Source organism: Nonomuraea sp. NPDC051941 (assembly GCF_044593615.1).
In genome coordinates, this window is sequence record NZ_JBIUCF010000005.1 from 136910 (window position 1) to 156936 (window position 20027).

Sequence of the window (20027 nt, forward strand, 5' to 3'; positions counted from 1 at the left end):
CCGTCTGGAGGTCGGGTAGTCGTGCGCCATGGACATCACCCTGAAGGTGAACGGATCGTCACATTCTGTGCACGTGGACCCTCGGATGTCGCTGCTCGACCTGCTCCGCGAACGGCTGGGGCTGATCGGCGCCAAGAAGGGCTGCGACCACGGCCAGTGCGGGGCCTGCACGGTGCTGATCGACGGGCGGCGGGCCAACTCCTGCCTGGCGCTGGCGGTGGCGATGGACGGCTCGGAGATCGTCACCGTCGAAGGGCTGATGGAGGGTGACGAGCTGCATCCGCTGCAGGCCGCGTTCATCGAGCACGACGCCTTCCAGTGCGGCTACTGCACGCCGGGGCAGCTCTGCTCGGCGGTGGGGATGCTGGGCGAGCAGGGCCCGAGCGCGATCACCGGCGATCTCCGCGAGGACCCCGGCCTGACGCCGGAGGAGATCAGGGAGCGCATGAGCGGCAACCTGTGCCGCTGCGGCGCCTACGTCAACATCGTCAGCGCCATCGCCGAGGTCGCGCCGTGAAACTCTTCGAATACACCAGGGCGGGCAGCGCGGCGGACGCGGTGCGCAGGTTCGGGCCGGGCGCCATGTACCTGGGCGGCGGCACCAACCTGGTGGACCTCATGCGGCTGGGCGTGGCCGAGCCGGACCGCCTGGTGGACGTCGGCAAGCTGCCGCTCGACGCCATCGAGCAGACCGGCGACCGGCTCCGCGTCGGCGCCGCCGTGCGCAACAGCGATCTGGCGCTCCACCCCCTGGTGCGCTCCCGCTACCCGATGCTGGCCCGGGCGGTGCTGTCCGGCGCCTCCGGCCAGGTGCGCAACATGGCCACGGTGGCCGGCAACCTGCTGCAGCGCACCCGCTGCCCGTACTTCCAGGACGTGACCCGGCCGTGCAACAAGCGCGAGCCCGGCTCCGGCTGCCCGGCCATCGAGGGCGACCACACGAACCTGGCGATCCTCGGCACCTCGCACGCCTGCGTGGCCACCCATCCGTCGGACATGGCGGTCGCGCTGGCCGCGCTGGAGGCCGAGGTGCACGTCACCGGCCAGGGCGGTGACAAGATCGTCCCGATGCCGGGGCTGCACCGGCTGCCGGCCGACGCGCCCGAGCGGGACACCGTGCTGGAGCCGGGTGACCTGATCACCGCCGTGGAGCTGCCCGCGCCGCCGCCGGGCGCCTCGCTCTACCGCAAGGTACGCGAGCGGGCGTCGTTCGCCTTCGCGCTCGTGTCCATCGCCGCCGTGCTCGACGTCCGCGACGGCACCGTCACCGGCTGCCGCATCGCGCTCGGCGGCGTGGCCCACGCGCCGTGGCGGGCCGAACGCGCCGAGCAGGTCCTCGTCGGCGGCCCGCCGACCGGTGAGGCGTTCCGCACCGCCGCCGAGGCCGAGCTGGAACAGGCCCGTCCGCTCCCGCGCAACGACTTCAAGGTACCGCTGACCCGCAATCTGATCGTCCGCACGCTTGAGGAGCTGACGCCGTGAACCGCGTCGAGGGCCGCGTCAAAGTCGCCGGGCTGGCCACGTACGCCGCCGAATACCCGGTCGAGGGAGTCACCTACGCCTATCCCGTGCAGTCGCGGATCGCCAAGGGCCGCATCAGGCGCATCGACGTCCGTGACGCGCTCGCCATGCCCGGCGTGCTGGCCGTGCTGTCCAGCGAGGACCCGCCCCAGTTGGGCCCGGCCGCCGAGGGTGAGCTGGCGCTCTTCCAGAGCAGGGAGATCGCCTACCGCGGCCAGTTCGTGGCAGCCGCCGTGGCCGACACCTACGAGAACGCCCGCGCCGCCGCCGACGCGATCGTCGTCGAGTACGAGCAGGACATCCACGACGTGGCCCTGCGCGCCGACCACCCCAACCTGTACCAGCCGGAGACCGTCAACCCCGGCTTCCCGTCCGACACCGTGAAGGGCGACGTCGAAGCCGGGCTCAACGCGGCCGAGACCGTCATCGACGTGACCTACACGACCCCCGTCCTGCACAACAACCCGATGGAGCCGCACGCCGCCCTGGCGCTGTGGGACGGCGAGGGCAGGCTGCTGGTGTACGACACCACGCAGGGCACGTCCGCGAGCCGCGACCTCCTCGCCCAGAGCCTCGGCGTGTCCAGTGAGCAGGTGCGGGTGGTGTCCCGGCACGTCGGCGGCGGCTTCGGCTCGAAGGGCACCTCCAGGCCCCAGGCCGTGCTGGCCGCCCTGGCCGCCAGGGCCGTCGGCCGGCCCGTCAAGATCGTGCTGACCAGGCAGCAGATGTTCGACGTCACCGGCTACCGCACGCCCACGATCCAGCGGCTGCGGCTCGGCGCGGACGCCGACGGCCGGCTCACGGCGCTGGAGCACGTGGCCTACGAGCAGAGCTCGACGCTGGTGGAGTTCGCCGAGCAGACCACGACCCCGACCCGCGTCATGTACGCCACGCCCGCGCTGCGCACGGCCCACCGGCTGGTCCGGCTGGACGTCGCCACCCCGTCGTGGATGCGCGCCCCCGGCGAGTGCCCCGGCATGTACGCACTGGAGTCCGCCATGGACGAGCTGGCCTACGCCGCCGGCATCGACCCGATCGAGCTGCGCGTCCGCAACGAGCCGGAGACGGAGCCGGACAGCGGCCTGCCGTTCAGCTCCCGCAACCTGGTCGCCTGCCTGCGCGAGGGCGCCCGCCGCTTCGGCTGGGACCGGCGCGACCCCGAGCCCGGGCGCCACCAGGAGGGCGAGTGGCTGGTCGGCACCGGCGTGGCCTCCTCCACCTACCCGGCCAGGCGCAGCCCGTCGAAGGCCGTCGTCACCATGCGGGAGGGCGACTTCCTCGTCCAGGTGGCCGCCGCCGACATCGGCACGGGCGCGCGTACCGCGCTGGCCGGGATCGCGGCCGGCGTGCTGGGCGTCGCGCCCGACCGGGTGCACGTCGAGCTGGGCGACAGCGACCTGCCGGAGGCCCCGCTCGCGGGCGGCTCCATGGGCACGGCCTCGTGGGGTTCGGCGGTCGTGCGCGCCTGCGAGCACCTCAAGGTGAACGGCACGGTGGGCCGCGCCGACACCACCGAGGAGGTCGCGCGGGACGCGGAGCTGGCCAGGCACGCGTTCGGCGCCCAGTTCGCCGAGGTGCGGGTCAACTCCGTGACGGGCGAGGTACGCGTGTCGCGCCTGCTCGGCGTCTTCGCCGCCGGGCACATCCTGGACCCGGAGCTGGCCAGGTCGCAGTTCATCGGGGGCATGACGATGGGCATGGGGATGGCGTTGATGGAGGAGACGTACACCGACGAGGAGTTCGGCGGCTTCCTCCGGCGCGACCTGGCCCAGTACCACGTGCCCGCCTGCGCCGACGTGGAGCGGATCGAGGCGGTCTGGCTGGACGAGGAGGACGACGACCTCAACCCCATGGGCAGCAAGGGCATCGGCGAGATCGGCATCGTCGGCACGGCCGCCGCCGTCGGCAACGCCGTGCACCACGCCATCGGCCACCGCGTGCGCGATCTGCCCATCACCCCGGCCAAGATCCTGCGGGCGAGGTTTTAGCGCGTCCCGCCAAGGAAGGAGAAGTCTTTCGTGCCGGAGGCGGGAGGCGGCGTGAAGAACGAGTCGGATCAGGAGCGCGCGGACCGGAACTTCGTGGAGCTCTTACAGGGCGCGCGCGTGGCGGTGACCGGGGTGCAGGTGCTGTTCGCGTTCCTGCTCACGGTGCCCTTCTCGGTCGGTTTCGGCAGGCTGGACCCGCCCGACCGGTGGCTGTTCTACCTGGCGCTGGTCAGCGCGGCGGTCGCGTCCATCTGCTACATCGCGCCGACCGCCCAGCACCGCGTGCTGTTCCGGCAGGGGCGCAAGGAGACCCTGGTACGGCGCTCCAACCTCTACGGCATCGTCGGCGCGCTCGCGCTGGCCGTGTCCATGGCGACGGCCACCATGCTCGTGATCGACTACCTGTTCGGCCCCGCGCTGGGCTGGACCACCGGCGGGATCCTGGCCGCGCTGGCCCTGTGGACCTGGTTCGGCCAGGCGGCGCTCAACCGCTCGGACGATCAGTCCTCCGACGGGAGCTCGGTGTCGTCGTCCGCGCGCTCGCGCGAGTAGGCGCCCCTCGCCACCATGTACGCCGCGACCGACACGGTGATCACCTGAGAGATGCCCGCCAGCAGCAGCGGCCCGGCGTTCGCCCAGGTGGGCCGGTGCAGCCACATGGCCAGCAGCACCAGCAGCACGCCGAGCACCTGCGGTTTGGTGCCCGCGTGCATGCGGTCCAGCGTGGTGCGGAACCGGACGAGCCCGGCCCCGGCCGACAGCGCCAGCGTCGCGCCCAGCAGCAGGCAGGCCGCCGCCGCAATGTCGAGCCAGCTCATCGGGACCTCCCCGAGAAGAAGCGGGCCAGCGACACGGACCCGACGAACCCCAGCAGCGACAGCACCAGCAGGATCGGCAGGTCCGAATAGTCGTCCCTGACCACGGCGAACGCCCCGACGCCGCACATGCACAGCGACGTCATCACGTCGACCGCGACCGCCCGGTCCAGCATCGTGGGACCGCGCGCCACCCGGTAGAGCGTGGCCGCCGCGGCGCATCCGAGCAGCCCCAGCGTCACGAGGTACACCACGGTCACGGCAGCTCCTCCCGGTCCCGCCGGGTGCCGAACGCCGCCACGATGCGCGACTCCAGCCCGGCCACGTCCGCCCGCACCGCCTCGGTGACGTCTCCCGGACGCCCCAGCACGTGCAGGTCCAGCTCGCGCTCCTCGGGGTAGGCCTCCACGACGAGACTGCCGGGCACGGTCGACAGCGCGACCATGATCATCACGGTCATGGACTCCGACGACGTGCGCAGCCGTACCCGGACGATCTGGGTGGGCGGCACGCCGGGCCGCACCACCCAGACCACCACCCGCACGGTCGAGACCACCAGGTCCCGGCCGAACCAGAGCAGGAAGTCCACCAGCGCCACCGGATGGACCCTGATGCCCGGGTCGAGGACGGGCAGCGGAAGCAGCCACGTCACCACCAGCGCGACCGCCAGCCCGCCCAGCACGTTGCCGGCCGAAAGCTCGCCCCACAACGTCACCCACACCACCGCCAGCCAGGCGATCAGTGCCAGCCGCGGCTTCACGGCCGCCCTCCGAGGACGGCCGTGACGTACGGCTCGCGGGCCATCAGCTCGGCGGCGGCCCGGTGCGTGAACGCCGACAGCGGCCCGGCCAGCACCGTGAACGACAGCCCCATCGCGACCAGCGCCGCCACCGCCGCCGTCAGCGTCCCCGGGACGGCCGTCGTGGTGACGGTCGGGTCCTCGCCGGTGTACTCCTCGCTCTCCACGACCGTGCCCGCCCGCACGGCCCGCGGGCCCCGCCAGAACGCCTTGCTCCACGTCTGGGCCACGGCGTACAGGGTGAGCAGGCTCGTCACCAGGCCCCCGGCCACGAGGGCGACGGGCAGCGGGCGGCCGTCGGCCAGGCCCGCCTGCACCAGCATCAGCTTGCCGAGGAAGCCGGACATGGGCGGGATGCCCGACAGGTTCATGGCGGGCACGAAGAACAGCACGGCCAGCAGCGGCGCGGTCGTCATCAGGCCGCCGAGCCCGTTCACCGAGGTGGTGCCGGTGCGCCGCTCCACCAGCCCGGTCACCAGGAACAGGGTCGTCTGCACGGTGATGTGGTGCACCACGTAGAAGATCGCCCCGGCCAGCCCGGCCAGCGTGGACAGGCCGACGCCGAACACCATGTAGCCGATGTGGCTGACCAGCGTGAACGAGAGCATGCGCTTGAGGTCGGTCTGCGCGACCGCGCCCAGCACGCCCGTCAGCATCGTGGCCAGCGCCACCCACATGAGCAGCGTCGACACCGGCCCGCCCGGGAACAGCAGCGCCTCCAGACGGATGATCGAGTAGACGCCGACCTTGGTCAGCAGGCCGGCGAACACGGCCGTGGCCGGGGCGGGCGCGGTGGGATAGGAGTCCGGCAGCCAGGCCGACATGGGGAAGATCGCCGCCTTGATGCCGAACGCCAGCAGCAGCGTCAGCTCCACCAGCAGCGCCACCTGCACGGGCAACGTGGCGAACCGCTCGGCGAGCTGCGCCATCGACAGCGTCCCCGTGGCCGCGTACGTGACTCCCAGCGCGATCAGGAACAACATCGACGAGGCCAGGGCCATCAGCGTGTACGTGGCGCCCGCCCGGATCCTGGACTCGGTGCCGCCGAAGGTGAGCAGCACGTACGAGCCGCTCAGCAGCAGCTCGAACGCCACGTACAGGTTGAACAGGTCACCCGACAGGAACGCGTCCGCCACCCCGGCCACCATGACCAGGAACGCCGGATGGAAGATCGCCATGGGGGCGTCGTGCTCCTGCGCGGCGTAGGCGTTGGCGACCGAGTACACCATGACGCAGAACGTCACCGCCGACGACACCAGCAGCACCAGCGTGGACAGGCGGTCGGCCACCAGGCAGATGCCGACGGGCGCCGGCCAGCCGCCCAGCTCGGTGACCAGCGGGCCGCGGGTGTCGGCGGCGACCAGCAGCAGCGCCGAGACGACGACCGAGATGGCGAGCGTGACCAGGCTGATGAGCGACTGCAGCCGGCGCAGCCGCCCGCCGATCGCCAGCTTCACGCCGGCGGCCAGGAGCGGCAGCAGCACGGGCACGCAGATCAGCCTCTCCACCGGGATCAACCCTCGCCTTCCGGCTCGGGCACGCGGCTCTCCACGGTCAGACCTCGCCTTCCGGTCCGGGCACGCGGCTCTCCACGGTCAGACCTCGCCTTCCGGTCCGGGCACGCGGCTCCTCATGGTCAGTCCTCGCCTTCCAGCTCGGGGTCCTGCGCGAGGGCCTGGCGTTCCCGCTCCTCCCTGATGGCCGCCCGCATCTGCCTGCGCGCCTCCCGCTGCCGTGCCTTGAGCTTTCTCCGCATCGCCCGTTCCCTGGCCGCCTGCTCCTCCCGCCCCCGCGTGTGCTGCTCGCGCAGCTGCTCGATGCGCTCGGCGTTGTCCAGGGCGGCCGCGTCCTCGCGCCGCCCCGCCTCCTCGAAGCGCAGGTGCACCTCCTCCTCGGTCAGCCCCTCCTGCCGCCGCTCGTGCATCCACCGTTCGAGCTCGTCGTGCACCCTGGAGATGCGCTGCTCCAGGTCGGCCTCCTGCAGCCGCTCGCGCTCGGCCTGCTCGGCCGCGAGCTTGGCCAGCTCGGCGCGCTGCTCGGCGACCAGCCGCCGGTAGGCGTCCCGCCGGGCGCGCACGGCGTCGCTCAGCTCGCCGCGCCGGGCGCGCAGCCGTACGCGGCGGTCCTCGGTGTCGTCCTGGACCTCGTCGCTCCCGGACAGCTGCCACGACCGGTGCGCCAGGGCCAGCAGGAACGCCGTCACCCCCAGGGTGATCACGATCGCGGTGAGCACCATGGCCTGCGGCAGCGGGTCGGCCCGCCCGCGGACGTCCACGAAGGGCGGGCCGCCCGGGTCGCCGCCCGCGGTGACGATCAGCAGGTTGACGCCGTTGCCCAGGAGGACGACGCCGGCCAGCACCCGTACCAGGCTCCGCTCCAGCAGGAGCGTGACCCCGGTGGCGACCATCGCGAAGCAGGCCAGGAAGGGCAGCAGGGTGACGGTCACATGCTCTCCTGCCGGTCCAGCTCGGCGCCGAGGGAGCGCAGGATGTCCTGGACCATGCCGACGACGGACACGTACACGCCGAGGTCGAACAGCAGCCCCGTGGACACGTGCAGGTGCCCGGCCAGGGGCACGTTCACGTCCAGGGTCAGCAGGTCGAGTGCCGCCCGCCCGAGCAGCAGCCCGATCAGCGCCGTGCCCGCCGACAGCGTGAGCCCGGCGCCCATGAGCACCCCGGCGTGCACCGGGAGAGCGGCGGCCAGCTCGTTCCGCCCGCCCGCCAGGTAGCGCACGGTGATCGCGAGCCCGGCCACGATGCCGCCGGCGAACCCGCCGCCGACCTCGCTGTGCCCGATGAACAGCAGGAACACCGAGAGCACCAGGACCGTGTGGAACGTCAGCCGGGCCACCACCTCGAACGCCAGCGCCCGCTGCCCGCGCGGCAGCGTGGCCGACAGCCAGCGGGTGCGCTCGGCGGGCGGCCCTGCGACCGGCTCGATGTGGTACGACCTGCGCCGCAGGAACACCAGGCTCGTCACGCCCAGGGTCAGCACGACGAGCACCGTGCTCTCGCCCATGGTGTCCCAGGCGCGCAGGTCGACGATGAGGGCGCTGACGATGTTCCTGGCGCCGGCCTGCGCGGCGGCCGCCTCCAGGTGCGCGCCGACCGGCTCGGCGGTCCGCGCGCCCATCGCGAGCATGCCCGCGCCGGTGGCCACCACCCCCACGGCCAGCCCGAGCGCCATCCTGAACGGGAACGGCAGCCGCCCCCTGACCGGGCCGAGCGGCAGCCGCCGCAGCACCAGCGCGAACATGACCAGGCTCACCGTCTCGGCCAGGAACTGGGTGAGCGCCAGGTCGGGCGAGCCGTGCGCCAGGAACAGCAGCGCCGTGCCGTACCCGGTGAGGCCGACGACCAGGGCCAGCAGGATGAACGCGCGGGCGAACAACGCCAGCACGGCCGCCGCCACCGTCAGGACGGCGACGACGGGCTGCTCGGGGCGCTGCCAGAGGACGACGGGCACGCCGAGGTGGGGCGGGCCGCCGGAGGCGAGGGAGAACACGCCGACGCCGACCGCGGCCAGCAGGGTGAGCGTCAGGTAGTCGGGCACGGACCCGCGCTGGATGAAGCCGGTGAGCTGGATGGCGAAGCGGTCGAGCCGCTGCACGAGCGCCCAGAAGACCTGCCCGGAATCGACCACGTGCAGCGCCGCCCCCGCCCTGGCCACCGGCTCCCTGGCCAGGAACAGCGCCACCCCGGCCGCCACCGACACCGCCGACAGCAGGAGCGGCTGGGTGAAGCCACCCCACGCCGCCAGATGGACGTCATGCCCCTTAATGCGAAATGTTCCGATATATCCAGAAAAGGCGGTGGCGAACCATCCGGCGAACGGCGTCAGGACCAGCCCGAGCAGCGACAGCAGCGCGGCAGGTCCCGTCATGGCCGCGGGCATGCGATGCGTCTGCCGCGCCGCCACCCCCGGCTTGTCGCAGAACGCACCCCACAGGAACCGCAGCGTGTACGCCGCCGTCAACGCCGACCCGGCCACCACGCCCGCCGGCACGACGGGCGCGCCCATGAGCGCCTCCAGCGCGGCCTCCTTGCCCGCGAACCCCGCCAGCGGCGGCAGCCCCGCCATCGACGCCCCCGCCAGCACCGCGACCCCGCACACCCACGGCATCGACCGGCCGACCCCGCTCAGCTCGCGCAGGTCGCGGGTGCCCGCCGCGTGATCGACGATGCCCACCACCAGGAACAGCGCGGCCTTGAACAGCGCGTGCGCCAGCAGCATGCCCGCGCCGGCCAGCGCCGCGCCTCCGTTGCCGGAGCCGAACAGCACCGTGAGGAAGCCGAGCTGGCCGACCGTGCCGTAGGCGAGCAGCCGCTTGAGATCCGTCTCGCGCAGCGCCCGCCACCCGCCCAGCACCATCGTGACCAGGCCGAGCGGCACCGCCACCGCCCGCCAGACCGTCAGGTCCCCGAGCGCGGGGCCGAGCCTGGCCAGCAGGTACACGCCGGCCTTCACCATGGCGGCCGCGTGCAGGTAGGCCGAGACGGGGGTGGGGGCGGCCATGGCGGCCGGCAGCCACATGCTGAACGGGAAGATCGCCGACTTCGACAGCGCGCCGGCCAGGATGAGCACGACGGCGACGGGGCCCGCGTGGGGCGGGTGCGCGACGATGTCCGAGACGCGGTATGTGCCCGCGGCCTGCCCGAGCAGGACGAACCCCGCCAGCATGGCCAGGCCGCCGAACGTGGTGACCATCAGCGCCTTCATGGCGGCCTGCCTGCTCAGCCTGCTCTCGGGGTCGTACCCGATGAGCAGGTAGGAGAAGACGGTGGTCAGCTCCCAGAAGACGTACAGCAGGAGCAGGTTGTCGGCCGCCACCAGCCCCAGCATCGACCCGGCGAAGCCCGTCATGAAGCAGCCGTAGCGCCCGAGCCCCTTGTCGTCCCGGCTGAAGTAGCGGGAGCTGTAGATCATGACCAGTGCGCCCACGCCGGTGACCAGCGACATCATCAGCACGGCCAACGCGTCGGCGCGGAAGGACAGCTCCAGCCCCAGCACGGGCGCCCAGGCCGCGCTCTCCCGCGGAGGCAGCCACAGCAGGACGGCGAGGAAGGCGATGCCCGGAGGAAGGGCGAGCACAGCCAGGGACGTGCGCCTGACCAGCCACGGAGCGCACACCGCCGCCACCGCGTGCAGGACCAGCAGCGACTCCATGGGCTCCTCGGGAGGGACTTTTCCGGCTACGTCCGCCAATCTCTCCCGGCACGGCATGCGCGCCCCGCAGGCGCGGCCGTGGTTGACCCGAACGACACCAGTCCCACACCGTGGTGTGGGACTGGAGGAACAGCGAACTCAGGCTTTGGCGGAGCAGGCGCCGGGCCGCGGCGGGACGACCGTGATCAGGTAGCGGTCGATCTGCTTCTCCACGCAGCTCGAACCGCCGCTGTACGCGGTGTGCCCGTCGGCGTCGTTGGTCAGCAGCACGCCCTTCGACAGCTGCGACGCCAGCGCCTTCGCCAGGCCGTACGGCGTGGCCGGGTCGCGGGTCGTGCCCACCACCACGATCGGCGGCGAGCCCTGGGCCCGCACCTTCTTGGCGAACCTGGTGCCCTTGACCGGCCAGTACGGGCAGCGCGACTCGGGGTGGTCGAGGCAGTTGATCGCCATGAGCGCCTCGTACCGGTTGTCGTAGCTGCCGTCGGCCCGCCGGCCGTTGTAGTCGTCGGCGAGCAGCAGCAGCTTCGTGCCGTCGCCCTTGAACGCGTCCGCCAGCGCGACCCGCAGCGTCGGCCAGTAGGCCACCGCGTAGAGGGCGTTCATGACGCCGGTCCGCGCGACGGCCTCGCTGACCTGCCGGCCGTCGTAGGTGTTGCGCAGCGGCGCCTGGTCGGCCCGCTTGTACAGCGCGTCCAGCCGCTTCCAGGCCGCGCTGACGGAGTGCTTCTTGAACGGGCAGTCCTTGGCCTTGAAGCAGTCGCGCATGAACGACTCGGTCGCCACCTGGAAGCCCTTGGCCTGTGACCGGGCGAACTCGATGCCGGTCTGGTTCGGGTTCTCGGCGCCGTCGAGCACCATGGCGCGGATCCTCGTGGGGAACAGGTCGGCGTACCTGGCGCCGAGGTAGGTGCCGTACGACCAGCCGAGGTACGTCAGCCGCCGCTCGCCCAGCGCGGCCCGCATCACGTCCATGTCCCTGGCGGCCTCGCCGGTGCCGACGTGCGCGAGGAGCTGCTTGCCCGCGTTCTTCGCGCAGGCGCCGGCGAACGCCTTGGCCCACTGCTTGGCCTGCTTGACCTCGGTGCGGTTGTCGGGCGTCGGGTCGGTGGCGAAGAGCGCGTCGAGGCCCAGCGTGCCGAGGCAGCGCACGGGAGCCGAGGCGCCCACGCCGCGCGGGTCGAAGCTGACCACGTCGAACCGCTGCCTGAGAGAAGGGGACACCATGGTCTTTGCGGCCTTCAACGAATCGACGCCGGAGATGCCCGGGCCGCCGAAGTTGAGCACGATCGACCCGATCTTCTTTCCGGTGGCGCGCAACCGGACCAGGCTGATCTTGATCTGCCTGCCGCCGGGCTTCGAATAGTCGAGCGGGACCCGCAATTTCCCGCATTCATATCCGTTGCCACAGGAGGACCAGGCCACCCGCTGACCGTAATAAGCGTCGAGCCCGCCGGGCCCGGTTGCCCGCGCCGGCCCGCCGAGACCGGCGGCGGCGATCAAGCCTGCGATGGCGGGCGAAATGATGGTGATTAGACGTCGCATGAATAGAACGTGAATGTGAAAGCTTGCGGCGGCCTTTAAGGGCGCTGGAATAGATCGTCTGCAAGCGTGAATTCGGGGCTCGCCCATGCGCCGCCCTCGACAAGGTAATCGGATGGTAGTGCTCGGGCGCCGAATCGCGCCGATCCCGTGTCAGGCGCGGGGACGTGTCGTACCGAACCCCGCCATCCCGGCCCCCGTTCCCATGCGCGCGCCGTGCCCTCGGTGATCCTCGCGCAAACCGGGGCCGGGTCATGAGGGCTTCCCGCTACGGTTGCGCGCGTGGAAATCGTGCGGCGAGGGGAGCGGGGCGATGGCTGAGCCGCCACGGGTGCCGCCGGAGATGTTCCGGTTCGCCACCACCGACCGGGCAGACCTGAACACCGCGGTCCTCTACGCCTTCGGCGAGGCCGGCGAGCGGCTGGAGACGGCGCTCACCGTGGAGGCGGCGCGGGAGCGGCTGCGGGCGGTGGGCTGGTACGCGCCGGTCGGCGAGCAGGAGCTGACCGCGACGCTCAAGCAGCTCGCGGGGTGGGGGCTGCTCGACGTCATCTTCAACCACGCCGGGAGCTTCGCCACCGCCGAGGAGTACGAGCGCAAGAACCTGCAGTACTCGCTGACCAGGCGCGGCGAGGCGGCCTTCGCCGGCGTACGGCATGCGATGGCGGTGCTGGCCTCCGCCGGCGCGCTGCAGACCGCGGTGCTCGACGCCATCGCCGACCGGCTGGGGGAGCTGGAGTCGCTGCTGCGCGACCCGGACCCCGGGCGCAACCGGCGGATCTTCGCGAGCCTGCGGGAGCTCGAAGGCCACCTCGACGGGCTGCGCGACAACACCAGGCAGTTCAACGGCGAGCTGCAGCGGCTGCTGCGCGTCGAGGGGACCGACCTCACCACGTTCCACGAGGTCAAGGGGGCCACCGTGGCCTACCTGCAGGAGTTCGTGAGCAATCTGGAGCAGCGCGGCGACGCCATCGCCGCCGCCCTGCGCGGGGTGGCCGGGCACGGGGTCGCCGTGCTGCACGCGCGGGCGCTCGACGGGGCCGACCTGCCGGAGGCGCCGGGCACGGATCACGTCACCCCGTGGCTGGCGGCGCGGGCGGCCAGGTGGGAGGGCCTGTGCCAGTGGTTCGCGCCCGAAGAAGGGCCGGATCACCTGGGGGAGCCGCGGATCCGCCGGCTCCATGACGTGGCGCGGCAGGCCATCGTGTCGCTGCTCCAGGTGCTCGACCGGATCACCGACTCCCGCCGCCGCTCCTCCAGCGCCGCCGCCGACTTCCGTACGCTGGCCCGCTGGTTCGCCGGCGCCCCGAGCGAGGACGACGCCCACCGGCTGTGGGACGCGGCGTTCGGGCTGGGCCCCGCCCGGCACGCGCACCTGGGGCACGCGGACGCGGAGCTGATCCCGGCCGGGGTGCCGTGGCGGGAGGCCGAGCCCGTGGAGGTGTCGGCGCTGCTGCGCTCGCGCGGGCGCACCGAGCGGATGGGCCGCACGGGCAAGGTGCGCGACGTCATCGCCCTGCGGGCCGAGCGCCAGGAACGGGCAGGGAAGGAGCGGGCCGAACTGGAGGCCGCCTGGTCGGCGCTGGCCACCACCGGCGCGACCCGGCTGTCGCAGCTGGGGGAGCTCGACCACGACACGTTCGGACGCCTGCTCGACCTGCTCGGCAGGGCCCTGGCCGAGCGGCCCGACTCGACCGGGTTCCGGCGGGCCGTGACCTCGGACGGGCGGGTGGAGATCGTGCTGCGGGCCCCGGAGGACGGCGCGGTGGCGGTGCTGCGTACGTCGGACGGCTGGTTCCGCGGCCCCGACTACCTCATCGACGTGCGCTCCCTAGGGCTCGCCCGCGTGGGCGGCTCCCCCGCCTACCACGAGCAGGCGGCGGGCGCATGAGCAGCCTGGCCAACCAGCTCGTCAGAGCCGAGAAGGAGGAGATCGCGCGGGCGATCAGGACCCTGCTCGGCCGGCCGCTCGTGTCCCTGCACGACGACGCCGCCGCCTTCGACCTGATCAGGAAACGGCGGCAGCCGCTGATCCAGTGGTTCGACTACTTCTGCGGCTGGCGGCTCGTGGTGGAGCCGCGCCAGGGGTACGCCCGCCTCGTCAAGGTCAGATCCGAGGCGAGCGCCACCCGGCCCGCCCGGCGCCGCCGCACCACCAGGGCCCCGTTCGACCGCCGCCGCTACACGCTGCTCTGCCTCTGCGCCGCCGAGCTGCTCACCTCGCCGGTCACCACGATCGGCATGCTCGCCCAGCGCGTGGTCCAGGCCGCCGCCGTGGAGGCGGGGGTGCCCGCGTTCGACCCGGTCAGGAGCGAGGAACGGGCCGCGTTCGTGGACGCGCTCAAACAGCTGGAGCACTACGGCGCGATCACGGCCATGGACGGCGCGACCGACTCCTACCTCGACGACGAGGACGCCAAGGTGCTCTACCGCGTCGACACCACCCGCGTGATCAGGCTCCTCGCCGCCCCGGTGCCCCCGTCCCGCATCGCCGCCGAGGGCGACGACCCGATGGGCCGGGTGCTCGGCACGCTCACCGCCGAGCCCCGCTACGGCGGCGACGAGCCGACCGAGACCCAGCGCAACCTGTGGGCCAGGCACTCCCTCATGCGCCGCCTCCTCGACGAGCCCGTCGTCTACCGCGACGAGCTGACCCCCGAGCAGTCGGCCTACGCCGCCTCGCTCACCGGCCGCCGGATCATCCGCCGCGCCGCGGAGGAGGCCGGGTTCGTGCTGGAGGAACGGTCCGAGGGCTTCCTGCTCATCGATGCCGACGCCACCGCCACGGACACCAAGTTCCCCGACGACGGAAGCCACGCCAAGGTGGCCGCCCTGCTCCTGCTCGACCTGCTCGTCTCCGCCGGCCCCGTCCGGGCCGCCCGGGTCGACGCCGAGGCCACGGAGCTGCTGCGCCGCTTCCCGCAGTGGGCCAAGGCGTACCAGTCCGACGGCGGCGGGCCGCGGCTGGCCGCCGACGCGCTGGAGGTGCTCGAACTGTTCGGGCTGGCCCGCCGTACGGGTGACCGGGTCGCCGCCCTGCCTGCCGCGGCCCGCTACCGGGTCGATCGCGGCACGGCCGTCCAGGAGGATTCATGACAGTCACGGAGCTCACCGCCGCACTCACCGCCGGCACGCGTGCCGCGCAGGGCATGGACGCCCGCTGGGTGCCCGTACGCGCGGGGATCCTGAACGTGTGGCGCTACTACGACGAGGTGTTCGAGTTCCACCGGGGCAGGCTGCTGCTGCGCGGGCCCAACGGCAGCGGCAAGTCCAAGGTGCTGGAGCTGCTGCTCCCGTACGTGCTCGACGCCAGCCTCAAGCCGAGCAGGCTGTCCACGTTCGGCGGCACCGAGCGCACCATGCACTGGAACCTCATGGGCGACGGCGCCACCGGCACCACCCGGGTCGGCTACGTGTGGCTGGAGTTCCGGCACGCCGACGGGCGCTGGTTCACGTGCGGCGCCCGGCTCCAGGCCACCGTCCACACCAAGAACGTCACCGCCGCGTACTTCACGACCGAGGCCCGCGTCGATGCTCCCGACGGCATCCGGCTCACCGGCGAAGGCGGCCAGCCCCTGACCAAGGCCCAGCTCGCCGAGGAGCTCGGCACGTCGGGCCAGGTCCACGAGTCCGCCGACGCCTACCGCGCCGTCGTGCGCCAGACGCTCTACCGGGCGCTCAACGAGCAGCGCTACGACTCGCTCCTCACCGCCCTGCGCCAGCTGCGCACCCCCAAACTCTCCGAACGCCTCGACCCGGGCCTGCTGTCCGACCTGCTGTCGAGCGCCCTGCCGCCGCTCGGCGAGGGGGAGATCCACGAGATCGCCGAGGGGTTCGAGCGGCTCGACCGGCAGCGCGAGGAGCTGCGCCTGCTCGACCGCGACGTCGAGGAGGCCGACCGGCTGGCGGGCCGCCAGCGCGGCTACGCGCAGCGCGTCCTGCGCGCCGCCGCGGCCGCGGTGACGTCCGCGGGCCACACCCTCGACTCGCTGGCAGCCGAGGCCAAGGCCAAGCGCGAGGCGCTCAAGGAGGTCGAGGGCGAGCTGAACGCCACGACCGTGCGGCTCGGGGAGGAGGAGGCGCAGGAGCTGGCGCTGGCGGCGCAGATCGACGGGCTCAAGGAGGGCGAGGCGTACCGGGCGGGCTCCGAGCTGCACCGGCTCCGCATGGAGGCGCAGGCCGCCCACGAGACGGCCGCCCTGCTCCGCGATCAGGCGGGGGCGGCGGCCCGCTCGGCCGCCGCCAAGCAGGAGCTGTCGGCGCTGGCCGAGGCCGCCGCCCGCACCGCCGCCGCGCTGTCGGAACGTTCCAGGACGGAGGCCCGCCACGCGGCCGAACGCGCGGGGCTGCTGGCCGCCCACGAGGAGTCCGACCGGGCCGGATCCGGCACGGATCCGGACGAGGGTGATCAGGCCGTTCGCGCCGCCGACGGGGCCGGCGCCGTGCACCGGGCTCGGGAGCTGCTGCGGGCCGCCGTCACCAGCCGCGCCGCCCAGATCCGGGAGGTACGCGCCGGAGCCGTCGAGCACCAGGAGGCCATCAACCGCCGCACCGCGGCCGAGCAGGACCGCGACCGCGCGCGCGACGACCTCGCCGCCGCCCAGGCCGCCCACGACGCGGCCGAGAGCCTGCGCGACGAGCGGGCCGCCAACCTGGCCGCCGCCCTGTCCGAATGGGCGGCCGGCTGCGCGCAGCTCAAGCTCGACGCGGACGAGCCGGCGGGCCTGGCGGAGCGGTTCGAGCAGGCCGACGAGCTGGTGGGCACCGCGCGTACGGCGGCGGCCGTGAAGCTGGCCGCCCGCGAGCAGCACCTGACCGGCCTGCGCGACAAGCTGCTGGCCGAGCGCGGTGAGCTGATCCGCGAACGCGAACGCCTCAACGACCGGACCGTTCTCGACCCGCGCGCCACGCACGCCCGCGACATGGCCGCCAGGAAGGGACGCCCGGGGGCCCCGCTGTGGCGGGCGGTGGCGTTCAGGTCGGGCCTCGACCCCGTCGCCCAGGCGGGCGTGGAGGCGGCGCTGGAGGCGGCGGGCCTGCTGGACCTGTGGCTGCGCCCGGACGGCGGGTTCGACGCGGGGGAGCACGACGGGTTCGCGGTGGCCGCGCTGGCCAAACCCGCGCCCGGCTACAGCCTGGCCCACGTGCTGCTCACGGAGGCGGACTCCCCGGTCAAGGCCGACACGGTGCTGGCGGGCATCGCGTTCGCGCCCAGCGCGATCGGCGTCGACCACCCCGCAGTCGTCGGCGCCGACGGCACCTGGCGGCTCGGACCCGCCGCGGGCCGCTGGGTCAAGCCCGAACCCTCCTACATCGGCGCCACCGCCCGCGAGCGTGCCAGGCGCCGCCGCGTCGCCGAGCTGGACGACCGGCTCGGCGAGCTCGCGGGCACGGTCGCCGAGTGCGACCACCTGCTCGCCGTGGTCGACGCCGACCGCGACACGCTGGCCGCCGAGCTGCGGCGCCGGCCCGCCCGGCGGCCGTACGCGGACGCGCTCGACGCGCTCGACGGGGCGGTGAAGAAGGTCGCGCTCCTCGAGGACCAGCTCAGGGCCTACGAGCAGCGCCTGCACGACCGGGAGAAGGAGGTCGGCAGGACGCTGCGGCGGCTCACCGAGCTGGCGGCCGGCCACGCTTTGCCCACCGCGCCGCCCGCGCTCGACAACCTCGAAGAGGCCCTGCGCACCGCCGAGACGACCGGCACCGCCTGGCACGACCGGCGCGCCGACGCCCGCGCCGCCGCGGAGCGCGCCCAGCACGCCGCCGAGACCGCCGGCGAATACCAGGACCTCGCCGTCAGGGCCGTCGAACGCGCCGAGGACGCCGCGGCGGGCGCCGTCACGCTGGCGGAGAAGCTCGCGGCCGTCGAGTCCACGGTCGGCGCCGAGCACCTGCGGGTGCTGGAGCGGCTCCAGGAGACGCAGGCCGCGTACCAGACCTGCCGCCGCCTCATCCGCTCGGTCAACGACGACCTGGCCCGCATGCACGCCCGGCTCGGCGAGCTCAGGGGCGAGCTGGGCACGGCCGAGGAGAAGCACGCCGAGGCGGGGCGGGTGCGGGACGAGGTGTCCGAACGCTTCCGCGGCCTGACGGCCGGGCACCTGGCGGTGGACGCGCGGGCGACGGTCGAGCTGGCGCGCGACGCCGGGGTGCGGGCCGTGCTGGTCTCGGCCAGGGACGTCGCCGAGCAGCTCGCGGCGGTGCCGTACGAGCAGAAGAACGTCAAGGAGGCGGAGGCGCGGCTGCTGGACGCCTTCCACCATGCCAGGGAGATCCTCGCCGACCGCGCGGACCTGGAGCTGACGCCCGACGAGGACGTCCAGCTGCTGACCGCCACCGTCGCCGGCGTCCGGGCGGGGGCCGCCGCCCTCAGCGAGGCGCTGCGCAAGGAGCGCGACGAGCGGCGCTCGGACATCACGGAGGCGGAGCGGGACCTGTTCGACCGGACGCTGGCCGGCGACACGCGGCGGCACCTCGCCGACCGGATCAGGCAGGCGACCGCGCTGGTGGAGGGCATGAACCAGCGCCTCGAACGCGTCCGCACCGCCTCCCGGGTGGCCGTCCGCCTGGTGTGGCAGGTCGATCCCACGCAGTCGCCCGGCACCCGGGCCGCCCGCGACCTGCTGCTGCGCGACCCGGCCGGGCTGGACGAGGCCGACAGGGAGGCCCTGTACGTCTTCTTCAGGGACCGGGTGGAGGAGGCGCGGGCCGACAACTCGTCGGCGAGCTGGGAGGACCAGCTCATGAAGGTGCTCGACTACACGGCCTGGCACCGGTTCGTGGTCAGGCTGGACCGCGGCGACGGGCAGGGCTGGCAGGACCTCACCAGGAAGCTGCACGGGGCGCTGTCCGGCGGGGAGAAGGCGATCGCGCTGCACCTGCCGCTGTTCGCCGCCGTGGCCGCGCACTACCAGAGCGACCCGGGCTGTCCCCGGTTCATCCTGCTGGACGAGGTGTTCGTGGGGGTGGACAGGACGAACCGGGGGCAGGTGTTCGACCTGCTGGTGAACCTGGGGCTGGACCTGGTGCTCACCTCCGACCACGAGTGGTGCGAGTACCGCGAGCTCGACGGGATCGCCGTCCACCAGCTCATCACCGGCGACGGGGACGACGCGGTGACGACCGCCCGCTTCGTCTGGAACGGCTACCGTACGGTCCCGACGGAATGATCACACGGTCCAGGGCGGGTTGGCGCCCGCGACCGAGCACGTCAGTGCCGCCACCCTTACCGCGAACTCGGCCGCCTCCACCGCCGTCCCGAGATCCAGGTCGTCCAGGCGGCCCCCCAGGAGGTCCTTGGCGGCGAGGCTGTGCAGGAGGCCCGCCGTGAAGGAGTCGCCCGCGCCGACCGTGTCCACCACGTTCACCTCCGGCGCCGGCACCGACGCGCGCTCGCCGTCCAGGGACACCAGCGCGCCCGCCGCGCCCCTCGTGACGACGATCAGCCGGGCGCCGGCGGCGTGCCAGGTGTCGCAGGCGCGCTCCATCGGCACGCCGGGCAGCAGGAAGTCGAGGTCGTCCGCGCTGAGCTTGAGGATGTCGGTCCACTCGCACCAGCGCGACACCGGGTAGTCGGCCAGGGAGGCGAGGCTGGGGCGGACGTTCGGGTCGATCGAGATCGTGGCGCGCCCGGCGGCCTCCCGCGCGAAGGCCTCCACCGCCGTCCGGCCCGGCTCCCTGGCCAGGGCGAGCGATCCGGTGTGCAGGCAGGCGACCGGGCCGAGGCGGTCCAGGTCCAGCTCGTACGGGGTCCACTGCCAGTCGGCGGTGCCGTCGGCGTAGAAGGTGTACTCGGCCTGACCGCCGGCGTCGAGGGCGGCGACGGCGAGCGTGCTGGGCTCCTTGGCGTCGACGGAGGCCGAGAGGTCCACGCCCGAGGAGGCGAGGTGGCGGCGGAACAGCTCGCCGAACACGTCGCCGGAGACGCGGCCGAGGAAGCGCGTGGGGGTCCCGAGCCGGGCCAGCGCCACCGCCGTGTTCGCGGGCCCGCCGCCCGGCAGCACCCGCAACCCCAGCTCCATCGCCTCCCCGCCGTGCTCGGCCGGCCCGGATATGAGGGGGTGGTCGCCGGGGGAGCGGGTGGTGAAGCCGTCGGCGACGCACTCGCCCAGGACAGCGATCATCGAGCCTGCCTTTCAGGCACGTTGCCGATTTGTTACGGCATGGGGGCATTGACGTTTCTCGGATGGGAGT

General features: G+C 73.3%; 15 protein-coding genes. 7 read left to right on the forward strand and 8 right to left on the reverse strand.

Translation table 11 applies throughout. From position 1 onward, the window contains the following. Positions 1-28 precede the first annotated feature (28 nt). Genes ACIHFD_RS11710 through ACIHFD_RS11725 form a run of 4 tightly spaced genes read left to right on the forward strand, consistent with a single transcriptional unit; the run spans position 29 to position 4061 of the window. On the forward strand, positions 29-517 hold the full coding sequence (locus tag ACIHFD_RS11710) for a 2Fe-2S iron-sulfur cluster-binding protein (RefSeq protein ID WP_350727750.1): 489 nt from the start codon (positions 29-31) through the stop codon (positions 515-517). After that, on the forward strand, positions 514-1482 hold the full coding sequence (locus ACIHFD_RS11715) for an FAD binding domain-containing protein (protein ID WP_397366765.1): 969 nt from the start codon (positions 514-516) through the stop codon (positions 1480-1482). Before ACIHFD_RS11710 ends, ACIHFD_RS11715 begins: the two co-directional genes overlap by 4 nt. Then, a complete protein-coding gene (locus ACIHFD_RS11720) occupies positions 1479-3509 on the forward strand; it encodes a xanthine dehydrogenase family protein molybdopterin-binding subunit (RefSeq protein WP_397366766.1) in 2031 nt (676 codons plus the stop codon). The genes ACIHFD_RS11715 and ACIHFD_RS11720 overlap by 4 nt, the downstream gene beginning before the upstream one ends. A gap of 30 nt (positions 3510-3539) precedes the next feature. Further along, positions 3540-4061, forward strand: a complete 522-nt coding sequence (locus tag ACIHFD_RS11725; protein WP_397366767.1) for a DUF6328 family protein — start codon at positions 3540-3542, stop codon at positions 4059-4061. On the opposite strand, the gene ACIHFD_RS11730 is transcribed toward ACIHFD_RS11725, so the two are convergent. The 7 genes from ACIHFD_RS11730 to ACIHFD_RS11760 form a co-directional block, all read right to left on the reverse strand. Beyond that, a complete protein-coding gene (locus ACIHFD_RS11730) occupies positions 4010-4327 on the reverse strand; it encodes a cation:proton antiporter (protein WP_397366768.1) in 318 nt (105 codons plus the stop codon). The two genes, ACIHFD_RS11725 and ACIHFD_RS11730, sit on opposite strands and share 52 nt — an antisense overlap. Then, positions 4324-4584, reverse strand: coding sequence for a monovalent cation/H+ antiporter complex subunit F (locus ACIHFD_RS11735; protein ID WP_185074016.1), 261 nt, complete (start codon positions 4582-4584; stop codon positions 4324-4326). Before ACIHFD_RS11735 ends, ACIHFD_RS11730 begins: the two co-directional genes overlap by 4 nt. Beyond that, on the reverse strand, positions 4581-5084 hold the full coding sequence (locus tag ACIHFD_RS11740; RefSeq protein ID WP_397366769.1) for a Na+/H+ antiporter subunit E: 504 nt from the start codon (positions 5082-5084) through the stop codon (positions 4581-4583). The genes ACIHFD_RS11735 and ACIHFD_RS11740 overlap by 4 nt, the downstream gene beginning before the upstream one ends. Next, the gene (locus ACIHFD_RS11745; RefSeq protein WP_397366771.1) at positions 5081-6631 is read right to left on the reverse strand and encodes a Na+/H+ antiporter subunit D; all 1551 of its coding nucleotides are present in this window, start codon (positions 6629-6631) and stop codon (positions 5081-5083) included. Before ACIHFD_RS11745 ends, ACIHFD_RS11740 begins: the two co-directional genes overlap by 4 nt. A 128-nt stretch (positions 6632-6759) precedes the next feature. Further along, complete coding sequence (locus tag ACIHFD_RS11750) at positions 6760-7569, reverse strand: Na(+)/H(+) antiporter subunit C (protein WP_363974616.1); 810 nt, start codon at positions 7567-7569, stop codon at positions 6760-6762. Beyond that, positions 7566-10292 carry a Na+/H+ antiporter subunit A gene (locus ACIHFD_RS11755; protein WP_397366772.1) on the reverse strand — a complete coding sequence of 909 codons (2727 nt, stop codon included), beginning with the start codon at positions 10290-10292 and terminating at the stop codon, positions 7566-7568. Before ACIHFD_RS11755 ends, ACIHFD_RS11750 begins: the two co-directional genes overlap by 4 nt. A gap of 138 nt (positions 10293-10430) precedes the next feature. After that, positions 10431-11837: an alpha/beta hydrolase gene (locus tag ACIHFD_RS11760; protein WP_397366773.1), complete on the reverse strand. Its 1407-nt coding sequence runs from the start codon at positions 11835-11837 to the stop codon at positions 10431-10433. Between the two features lie 310 nt (positions 11838-12147). Here ACIHFD_RS11760 and ACIHFD_RS11765 point away from each other — a divergent pair, with 310 nt between their 5' ends. The 3 genes from ACIHFD_RS11765 to ACIHFD_RS11775 are packed head-to-tail and all read left to right on the forward strand — an operon-like array spanning position 12148 to position 19003. Then, a complete protein-coding gene (locus tag ACIHFD_RS11765) occupies positions 12148-13725 on the forward strand; it encodes a TIGR02677 family protein (protein ID WP_397366774.1) in 1578 nt (525 codons plus the stop codon). Next, positions 13722-14930 carry a TIGR02678 family protein gene (locus ACIHFD_RS11770; protein WP_397366775.1) on the forward strand — a complete coding sequence of 403 codons (1209 nt, stop codon included), beginning with the start codon at positions 13722-13724 and terminating at the stop codon, positions 14928-14930. Before ACIHFD_RS11765 ends, ACIHFD_RS11770 begins: the two co-directional genes overlap by 4 nt. Next, positions 14927-19003, forward strand: a complete 4077-nt coding sequence (locus tag ACIHFD_RS11775; protein ID WP_397366776.1) for a TIGR02680 family protein — start codon at positions 14927-14929, stop codon at positions 19001-19003. The genes ACIHFD_RS11770 and ACIHFD_RS11775 overlap by 4 nt, the downstream gene beginning before the upstream one ends. On the opposite strand, the gene ACIHFD_RS11780 is transcribed toward ACIHFD_RS11775, so the two are convergent. Next, positions 19004-19957, reverse strand: a complete 954-nt coding sequence (locus tag ACIHFD_RS11780; protein ID WP_397366777.1) for a carbohydrate kinase — start codon at positions 19955-19957, stop codon at positions 19004-19006. Positions 19958-20027 lie beyond the last annotated feature (70 nt).

Excerpts from the sequence above, each read along its gene's own strand:
- ACIHFD_RS11765 (WP_397366774.1), top strand. The coding sequence starts at position 12,148 with ATGGCTGAGCCGCCACGGGTGCCGCCGGAGATGTTCCGGTTCGCCACC.
- ACIHFD_RS11775 (WP_397366776.1), top strand. The coding sequence starts at position 14,927 with ATGACAGTCACGGAGCTCACCGCCGCACTCACCGCCGGCACGCGTGCC.
- ACIHFD_RS11780 (WP_397366777.1), bottom strand. The coding sequence starts at position 19,957 with ATGATCGCTGTCCTGGGCGAGTGCGTCGCCGACGGCTTCACCACCCGC.
- ACIHFD_RS11755 (WP_397366772.1), bottom strand. The coding sequence starts at position 10,292 with ATGGAGTCGCTGCTGGTCCTGCACGCGGTGGCGGCGGTGTGCGCTCCG.
- ACIHFD_RS11730 (WP_397366768.1), bottom strand. The coding sequence starts at position 4,327 with ATGAGCTGGCTCGACATTGCGGCGGCGGCCTGCCTGCTGCTGGGCGCG.
- ACIHFD_RS11770 (WP_397366775.1), top strand. The coding sequence starts at position 13,722 with ATGAGCAGCCTGGCCAACCAGCTCGTCAGAGCCGAGAAGGAGGAGATC.
- ACIHFD_RS11760 (WP_397366773.1), bottom strand. The coding sequence starts at position 11,837 with ATGCGACGTCTAATCACCATCATTTCGCCCGCCATCGCAGGCTTGATC.
- ACIHFD_RS11710 (WP_350727750.1), top strand. The coding sequence starts at position 29 with ATGGACATCACCCTGAAGGTGAACGGATCGTCACATTCTGTGCACGTG.